We start from the raw sequence: 8,737 nt of genomic DNA on the forward strand, positions 1-8,737 counted from the left end.
GCTCTACGCCGTCGGCGACGTCAACCGCCGGGCACTGATGACGCATCAGGGCAAGTACCAGGCCCGGATCGCCGGCGCCGTCATCGGCGCCCGCGGCACCTGCGTCCGGGCGGGTTTCCCTGGCTGACGGTGGCGGGCAAACGCCTGACCGGCTGGATTGTGATCGATCTCGACGCCACCATCATCACCTCGGCGTCCAAAAACAGGGCGCACAGGCCACATTCAAGAGGACGTACGGCTTTCATCCGCTGGGAGCATGGTGCGCGAACACGACCGAGTCGCTGGCCATGCTCCTGCGGGAAGGCAACGCTGGTGCCAACACGGTGGCCGATCACATCCGGGTCCTCACCGGGGCACTGGCCCCAGATTCCGCACTCCTCGTCGGCGAAAATCCTGGTGCGGGTCGACGGTGCCGGAGCCACCCACGACCTGCTCACGTACCTCGAAGCCCTCAACACCGCATGCCGCGCGGTCCGTTACACGGTCGGCTGGAAGATCGGCGAGGCGGACGAGCAGGTGATCGCCAAGCTGCCGGAAACGGCGTGGGAGACCTCTCTGCACCAGGACGGCACACTGCAGGACGGTTACGCGGTCGCGCAACTGACCGCGCTCAACACCTGTGGAGGCTGGCCGGCGGGCATGCGGCTGATCGTGCGCCGCTCGTGCAACAGTGATCACCCATGACGAATCGAGGTTGGGTGAAGGACTGTCCGAGGGCGTCATTGCGGGATCTGGCCATCAAGGCTGGGGCCCGCTGCTTCCAGCTTCTCAAGGACGCGGACTGTGACTACCGCATAGAGAACATGCGGGATGATGTCTGAGACCCAGTCCGAGGTTGCCCACGTCCGTGGGTCCGTGATTCCCAAAAGAATAATCGGCGCATTTGTGACAGTTAGAGCAAAGAGAGACGCAACGGCATAGCGGGAAGCCTTCGTCGGAGGCCAACCAGCAGCCTGTGCCAATGACAGCGCCGCCCCCATGCCCAGCCCCACGGTGTATCCGGTCAAGGGGCCAAGGCCGGCGATCCGGTTCTCCAGGATCTGATCGTCCCCAGGGATTCGAATACGGAGCTTCGCAGCAAGGCTGCGCACTGTGATCTCAGGTGTATCGCTGATGGGCCGGCCTCGAAGCGCGATGTCGGCATAACCTGCGATATTGAGCGCGGTCGTACCGGCGAGTCCCGCAACAGCGCCGTGAAGAAGCGGCCGCATCACTCTGATCATGGGCGGTCCTCCTGCTGAGCGATCAATCTCGAGTCGGTGACCCGTACCCCGAGGCTGAGCTTCAAGAGTCCCATTTCCGTGGACGCTCCGCATCACAGGACGTGTCAGTGGACGACGGCGGGATCAGCGGTAGGAGCGTCCGCAGAGCCCCCGGTTCGGGGTGAACAACCGTCCCAGCCCGTCCTGATCGGATAGCGGTGGTGACTGCGTCTATGGTCTATGCCGGTGCGCTCGTGTGAAGCGCGTGCCGCACGGCCGCTGGGGGATGCGGCGTGGGATTGTCCTGCCTCGGTCTTTGACAGGTCGCACGCAGGTGATCGCCGTGGCGTGATCTTCTCGGTTCTGCGGCCGTCATCGTCCAGGCTGTCGCACTCGGACCTCTTGAAGCAGCCACCCATTGCCGTCCGGGTCGCTGAACGTCGCGTACGAGTGGTAGCTGAGACCATCAGGATCTGGGCCGTCTACCTGTTCTTGGGCGCCGGTGTCGTAGACGCGGTGGAAGATCTCGCTCACCTCGACACCCTGGCTAATCAGTCGGGCGCGGGTTTGGTCGAGGTCTTGGACGACGAGGTACATGCCCTGGGCGGAGCCTGCTGCCGCAGGGGTGACTCCGCGGCCGAACTGGATCGAGCATCCCGACCCCGGAGGCGTCAGCTGCACAATCCGGAATTCCGGGCCCGCCTCGTAGTCCGCATCGAGCCTCCACCCCAAGCCCTGGTAGAAGCGCAGGGCACGATCGACGTCATCCACCGGCATCACGACGACCTCAAGATTCATATCCATGGTCGGCTCTTCATCGACGTTCGTTGCGCCGTCCTGCTCTGCGGTGCCCATAACGACCTCCTATGCCGCTTTCTGGTTAGGTTCATGGCCTCTGAAAGCCCGCAACTGGCGGAACACCATCGTCACCAGGGGATGCACAGGTAGTTGATCACGCCTGCCAGCGCCCGCTCCTGCGGCTACCTGGACGCGAGTGCACCTCGGCGCCATGCTCGCGGAACGTGATCTCCAGCCTACGCTCGCGGACCGTGAACTGCTCGCCTCTCGGCTGGTGGATCGGCCAACAGCGCTCCCTGCGTCTGAACCACATGCTCCTCAAAGACCGCATCGACCGGCTCGATGCGGTCTCCATGATCTGGGAGCACCCACCCCACAGCATCGAACGCAAACTTCAGGTCGCCCGTGACTACACCGCCCACCACGGTCACCTCGCCCCCGCGCAGACGAATACTTTGGCGGCATCTACCTCGGCCGCTGGGTCGCCGACCGTCGCAGAGAAGCACGCAGCTGCACCCTCCCCTTCTGCTACCAGCGGGCCCTCAACGAGATCTACCCCTGGTGGAACACCAGTTGGCACCCCACGTGGAAACGCGCCTACGCCCAAGCCCTCGCAGCAGCACACAAGGGAGACCTCCCCTTCCCCGACCTACGCCCCGGCACCTCTGTGTGCACCCGGCACAACCATCCTTGCCGCTCGGGGGTCACATCAAGTGGGAGTAAACCGCTCTCAGAGGAACAAGGGGGAAATATGGGAAGCATGCGTAATATCGCGGCTGCCGGGGCGTTAACCACACTGGTGGTGGGCACCACGGCTGTGTTCGGCACGACCGCCTCCGCCGCACCCAACGTCACACCGCAGGGCGTCTGCGGCAGTGCCTACAAGACCGTGAACTCGGTGCCCGTCGGCTCGCTGGGCACCGTCTATCTGACGTACAACTCCTCGAACGGCAAGAACTGCGTCGCGACCATCCGCTCCAACCCGGGCACGGCCAGGAACATGTCCACGTACATCTACGTCCCCGACACCGACGAGTGGGCCGGGGACTCCGGGAACTACACGTCGTACGCGGGGCCGGGCTACGTCTACGGCAAGGGCCACTGCGTGAGTTGGGGCGGCAACATCGCCAACGTGTACGTGTCGGTGGAAAACTCCAACTGTGCAGCGCTCAAGGAACACCGGGTCACCGAAATCCGCTGATCCGGCTCATCACCCGGCCGCAAGGTCCCGCGCGCCGCCGCTACCCGGAATCCGACCGCCATACCGCTGACGGTTGCCGGGAAGGTATCCATGAGCCGCAGACGGGGCGGGATCTTGTAGTGGGCCAGCCCTGCCACGGCAGAAGTGGGGGGCGATGTCGGCCAGGGGAAGGGCCGCCGCACTCGGCCTTTGCCGGGCGCGGCCTGGAGGCGATAACCGAGCAACCTCTCCAGGAACATCCCGTGCACCGATGCTGACCTTACGTACCAATGGCAACAGGCGGCCCGAGCAGACAGCTGACACCCGCGCCCTCACTCCGGGCACACCCGGTTCGTGACGCACTGTCCCGATACCGGAAGTCGCCCAACTGCTGCTCCAGGAAAGCCATCACCGCGCGAGCCGTTGCCTCATCGGCCGCAGACTCGGCGTTCAGTGACCAGTCGGTGCGGTTGTCGCGGCCGGGGCAACGCTGGAGATCCGATTCACCGGCCACGGGCCCCGCTGGGGCCTGGCGACCTCCTCCCGCCTGAAGGGCCACGATCAGATCGTCATCGCCAAGCAGGGCGGATGGGCCCTGCGCTCCAAGGTGCTGGCGGGCTACCTCGAGGTCGTCGACCAGGGGGAGGGCAACGCCCTGCTCGGCGTGCTGTAGGGGAGACGTTCTCTGCAAGTTCTCGAGAGAGTGCAGAATGCGACGCTTCGCGCGCTTCTGAAGCGCGCGAAGCGTCGCATCGTCCAGTACGACGACGAGAATGGCGTCGTCACCGCCGCCTTGACTCCCGGCTCCTGGGAATGTGAGTGACGCGTGATCGCGCAGTGGCTGGCTGGGGAGCGTCAGCCCAGCGCCAGCCGGGGTATCTCCCGTCCCGGGGAGCGGTCCATCACCATCAGCAGGCCGGCCTCGCGAGTCCTGTCGTAGGCGGCCTCGTCTATGACGCCCAGCTGGAACCAGATCGCTTTGGCGCCGATCGCCACAGCCTGGTCGGCGATGCCGCCGGCGAGGGCGGAGTTGACGAACACGTCCACCACATCCACCGGGAAAGGGATCTCCGCAAGGGAAGCGTAGCCCTGCTCACCGTGCACCGTCTCGGCCTTTGGGTGCACGGGCACCACCCTCTTGCCGATGCGCTGCAGCTTCTCGGCCACGCGGTAAGCGGCCCGTTCGGGGTTGTCGGACAGGCCCACCACGGCCCAGGTGTCTCTGGCAGTGGTGAGAATCTGCCTTATTGCCGCGTCATCGCCATAAATCGTCATGCCCGGCACCACCGTGCGGTGGTGAGTTCCGCACCAGTTACCGCCAACCGCATGATCACGGGGAGCGCCAGGTCTGTGGGCTTCGTCAGTCGCATGAGTAGACGTTAGCCAGTTTACATACTGTATGCAATAGTGCAGCCTCGGGCATCCGCCGTTCGACAGGAGCAGCAGGGAAAGATCCTCATCCGCAGGAGCGTCGCTCGCACCAACTCGGGGTGCGCCGCTCCGCGGTACGGCCGGGCCGCGAGCAGCCAGGCAGCGGCCTCGTAGAGCGCATCCTGCTCCTCCTCGTCCGCCCCGACCGCGCTCCGCGCGGCCGCCAGCAGCCGCTGCGACGAAGACGTCGACACCGCCCACAGCAGCGCCTCGCGCACGGCGCCCGCCAGCGGCTCCGGCACCACCGCTGCGCCCGGTTGCGGAGGCATGCCAGCCACCACTGACCCCCACCCCCGGCTATTCAGACTCCCGCTGCCCGATAGCTCTGAGCGCCCACAGGACCCGGCTCAGGGCGTCACCCCGCTGCGCCCGATTGTCGCGCGGCCTGCCGCTCCAGCAACCGTCCTGCATCTGCGCCCGCCGCCTGCTGTTCCTGCGGCCCGTGCTGGCTACCGGGGCCGCAGTTGGCCCTTCGGCCGGGACCCAGTTGCGCCGCCTCCACCTGGTCTGGGTTGGTCAGGCGGCACGGCCGGTGGGTGATGTCGGGGAGGGTGCGGGATGCGGCTGCTCGACGAAGGTGTGAAGTGTCAATATGATGCCAGCGTTCGGAATTCATTGCTGAGTCAGCATCAGGCCGCTGGGGTCGCACTTTCACCTGGTTGTATTGACTTGCTGCACGCTCAGCTGCCGTTCCAGCACCGAGATCTGATGCCGTAGAGCCAGGATCTCCGTGTCCTTGTCCCGGTCGCTCGTCGGCAGCAGCCGCAGCATCGCGAACACGTTCGACACGCCCAGGTACGCCGGTCTCAGCAGCACGACCGACCATCATGCCGGGGTGATCGTCATCCCTGCCAGAGCACCGACTCAGCCCCCGCGCCCGACATCACGGAGACCACCGCATACTCGCTCCCACCACGGCGGATGACGATATCGGCAAGGGCAGGGTTGACCGGGTCGGGCTTGTCGGTGGTCAGTGTCCTGCCCGGTCAGCCGTCCGGTGGTGGCGGGCTTCGGGTCGTCCAGCGGTAGCCCCCACAGCATCATGACCAGCACGGCCTTGACTGCGACCGCGTACGCGAGGCCGCGCTCGGTCAGGCCCAGGCGGAAGCCGGTGGCATAGCCGTAGCCGGCATCGGCGACCAACGGCAGGTCGGGCAGGTCCCACTGGTCGCGGACCTCGTCGAACATCTCCAGCGCCTGACGCCACTTCTCGCGGTGGCGGACCTGGTCCGGGATGCCCGCCCTCGCCCGCCGACGCCGGATCGCCTCCGCCAGCAGCGTATCCCCGCTGTTTTCGGCATCGTCCCAGCTCTCGGGGATGAACAACCGCCAGTCCACTGCGGCGGAGGCGCGGTCGGACACCAGGTTGACACTCACGCCTATCCGGCAATTGCCGCGCTTGCCCAGGGCGCCGCAGTACATCCGGGCCACCCCAGGGGAGTCATAGCCGTCCTTGGGGAAGCCGCTGTCGTCGATCGCGTACGCCTCCGGGGCGATGTGTGCCGCCGCCCAGCGGGCCACCCGCCGCCGCACCTCGACGTGGTCCCAGGTGGAGGAGGAGATGAACTGTTGCAGCTGCTGGTGGTCCACGCCCAGGCGCTCAGCCATCGGCTGCATCGACTTGCGTTTGCCATCCAGCGTCAGCCCGCGCACATACAGCTCGCCCTTGGCCCGCTGGTTTCGCCGCGCGAGCGAGCCGAGCATCTCTGCCGCGAACGCCTCCAAGCGAGGACGGACCTCGCACATCTCCTCAGGTGCCACACCTGATACAAGATCACGCGCTACCCGATAGACGGCAGTTGGGGGTACCTAACGAAGCCCTACCAGTAACTCGTAATTTAGGAATTATTATTGACACGCGCCGGTAACCGCTGCAAGATCCTGGAAACAAACCGCAGGCGCGCGGGCATTGACTGGTCCGAAGACCGACCGCCGCACCCTCCACGAGGGAGCGGTACCTCAGACTCACGACCAGGACGGGTCGGCACGCCTGATCGAAGGATCCGATGTGAAACGACATCTCACTGTCCTCCTCGTCCTCCTGACCGGCTTGCTGGTCGTGCCAGCACCCGCCCACGCCGGCCCAGCGGCCGGCACTGTCGCCGTCACGGCGCCAGCACCTCAGCAGGTGCTGAGCCCGACGCCGTACATGGGCTGGAACACCTACTACGCGCTGGGTGGCGATCCGACCGAGGCCGAGGTCAAGTCAATAGCCGACTTCCTGGTCAGCAGCGGTCTGCGCGACGCCGGCTACCAGTACGTCTGGATCGACGGCAACTGGGCGGCGCCGACCCCACGCAGCTCGGCCGGCCAACTGGTGGCCAACCCCGACCAATTTCCGAACGGGCTGAAGCCGCTGGTCGACTACATCCACGCCAAGGGCCTGAAGGCCGGCATCTACACCGACGCCGGCCCGTACATCCCGGGCAAGTGCGGACTCGGCAGCCACGGCTACTACCAGCGCGACGCGGACCAGTTCGCCGCCTGGGAGTTCGACGCGGTCAAGGTGGACTACCTCTGCGGGATCGCCGCGGACCTCGACCCGAAGACCGTCTACACCGAGTTCGCGCAGGCGCTGCGGAACAACGCCAGCGGGCGCCCCATGATCTTCAACCTCTGCAACCCGGTGACCTCCCCGGACTGGGGCAACTACCCGGAGGAGCAGCAGTCGACGTACTCCTGGACCTATGCGCCGGCGATCGCGCAGTCCTGGCGGACGTACACGGATGTGGGTTTCGTCGGCGAGATCAAGTTCAAGGACGTGCTGCGGAACTACGACGCGAACGCGCGGCACCCCGAGGCCGCCGGGCCGGGGCACTTCAACGACCCGGACTACCTCGGACCTGAGCTGGGGATGAGCGACGAGGAGTTCCGTACCCAGATGACGCTCTGGTCGGTGGCGGCCGCGCCGCTGATGATCGGCAGCGACGTCCGTAAGCTCAGCCAGACCTCGCTCGGCATTCTCGCGGACCGCGATGTACTCGCGATCAACCAGGACACCGCCGGCATCCAGGCCGTCCGCGTCGGCCCCGCCGGTACGACGGAGACCTGGGTGAAGCGGCTGGCCAACGGTGACCGTGCCGTGATGCTGCTGAACCGGGGCGACAGCCCAGCGACCCTGACCACGACGGCGCCGGCGGTCGGGCTGTCCGGGGATCGGTTCACCCTGAAGAACGCCTGGACCAACCAGGTCACCGAGAGCGCCGGCACCATCAGTGCCGCCGTCCCGGCCCACGGCGCGGCCCTGTTCCGGGTCGGCCCGGCCACGGGCAAGCCCGGTGTTCCGCACGTCGTCGCCGGCCTGCCGCAGGTGACGCAGGTCGGTGGCGACGCGGTGCCGGCCGGGGTCGCCCCGGTGGTCGCCGGCGGCGACCGGGCCCGGGTCGAGGTCACCGTCCGTAACGACGGTGCGCAGCCGGTCTTCGCGCCGCAGGTTGAGCTGACGGTGCCCGCCGGCTGGACGGCCCGTCCGCTCGGTGAAGCGCCGAAGCTGCTGCGCTCCAACCATTCCGTGACCTTCGCCTTCACGGTGACCCTGCCGGCCACCGCCGCGCCGGGCAGCACCGCGCTGACCGCCACCACGTCGTACAAGGTGACCGGCAAGGGACGGCTGCGGCAGGAGACGGCCACGGCGGTAGTTGTCGCACCGGCGGCGCCGGACGGCGACGTCGTACTGTCGCACCACCAGTGGATCAGCGGCACCAGCGGGTGGATGAGCCCGACGGTCGACCTGAGCGTCGGTGGCTGGTCGCCGATCAGCATGCTCGGCCAGGTCTACCCGACCGGTATCGGGGTCGCCTCGCCCTCCACGGTCCGCTACTACCTCGGCGACCAGTGCAGCCGGCTGACCGCGACCGTCGGCATCGACGATGCGGTGCGCAACGTCGGCCCGGAGGGCGGCACGTCGACCTTCCAGGTGATCGGCGACGGCCGGGTGCTGTTCGACAGCGGTGTGCTGACCCGCGACGACATCCGCCAGGTCGACATCGACCTGACCGGCGTCCGGGCGCTCGACCTGGTGGTCGGCGACGCCGGCGACGGCGGCTACAACGACCGCGCCAACTGGGCCGGGCTGAACGCCACCTGCTGATTCGGCTCGGCCGCACCCAGGTGACACCTCACCTGG

Annotated in this window: 9 protein-coding genes; 3 read left to right on the forward strand and 6 right to left on the reverse strand. The window is 66.9% G+C overall.

What is annotated here, in order from left to right; all coding sequences use genetic code 11:
• The first annotated feature begins 396 nt into the window (after positions 1 to 396).
• Complete coding sequence (locus tag ABZV38_RS38380; protein WP_356333355.1) at positions 397 to 684, forward strand: hypothetical protein; 288 nt, start codon at positions 397 to 399, stop codon at positions 682 to 684.
• A gap of 35 nt (positions 685 to 719) precedes the next feature.
• Here ABZV38_RS38380 and ABZV38_RS38385 read toward each other — a convergent pair whose 3' ends face one another.
• Positions 720 to 1,223, reverse strand: a complete 504-nt coding sequence (locus ABZV38_RS38385) for a hypothetical protein (RefSeq protein ID WP_356333357.1) — start codon at positions 1,221 to 1,223, stop codon at positions 720 to 722.
• A 351-nt stretch (positions 1,224 to 1,574) separates the two neighbouring features.
• Positions 1,575 to 2,057, reverse strand: a complete 483-nt coding sequence (locus ABZV38_RS38390; RefSeq protein WP_356333359.1) for a VOC family protein — start codon at positions 2,055 to 2,057, stop codon at positions 1,575 to 1,577.
• A gap of 694 nt (positions 2,058 to 2,751) precedes the next feature.
• Here ABZV38_RS38390 and ABZV38_RS38395 point away from each other — a divergent pair.
• Positions 2,752 to 3,201: a spore-associated protein gene (locus tag ABZV38_RS38395; protein WP_356333361.1), complete on the forward strand. Its 450-nt coding sequence runs from the start codon at positions 2,752 to 2,754 to the stop codon at positions 3,199 to 3,201.
• A gap of 834 nt (positions 3,202 to 4,035) precedes the next feature.
• On the opposite strand, the gene ABZV38_RS38400 is transcribed toward ABZV38_RS38395, so the two are convergent.
• From ABZV38_RS38400 to ABZV38_RS38415, 4 genes are all read right to left on the reverse strand, one after another.
• Positions 4,036 to 4,449, reverse strand: coding sequence for a CoA-binding protein (locus tag ABZV38_RS38400; RefSeq protein WP_356333371.1), 414 nt, complete (start codon positions 4,447 to 4,449; stop codon positions 4,036 to 4,038).
• Positions 4,450 to 4,568: 119 nt separating this feature from the next.
• The gene (locus tag ABZV38_RS38405) at positions 4,569 to 4,880 is read right to left on the reverse strand and encodes a hypothetical protein (RefSeq protein ID WP_356333362.1); all 312 of its coding nucleotides are present in this window, start codon (positions 4,878 to 4,880) and stop codon (positions 4,569 to 4,571) included.
• A gap of 382 nt (positions 4,881 to 5,262) precedes the next feature.
• Entirely contained in the window at positions 5,263 to 5,427 is a 165-nt protein-coding gene (locus ABZV38_RS38410; protein ID WP_356333365.1) for a hypothetical protein, read from the reverse strand.
• Between the two features lie 48 nt (positions 5,428 to 5,475).
• Positions 5,476 to 6,336, reverse strand: coding sequence for an IS701 family transposase (locus ABZV38_RS38415; protein WP_356333367.1), 861 nt, complete (start codon positions 6,334 to 6,336; stop codon positions 5,476 to 5,478).
• 283 nt (positions 6,337 to 6,619) lie between these two features.
• Between ABZV38_RS38415 and ABZV38_RS38420 the strand changes: the two genes are divergently transcribed.
• Positions 6,620 to 8,701 (forward strand): NPCBM/NEW2 domain-containing protein, encoded by a 2,082-nt coding sequence (locus ABZV38_RS38420; RefSeq protein ID WP_356333369.1) that lies wholly within the window; start codon positions 6,620 to 6,622, stop codon positions 8,699 to 8,701.
• Positions 8,702 to 8,737: the final 36 nt, after the last annotated feature.

Source organism: Streptomyces sp. NPDC005181, from assembly GCF_040608395.1.
Lineage (GTDB): Bacteria > Actinomycetota > Actinomycetes > Streptomycetales > Streptomycetaceae > Streptomyces.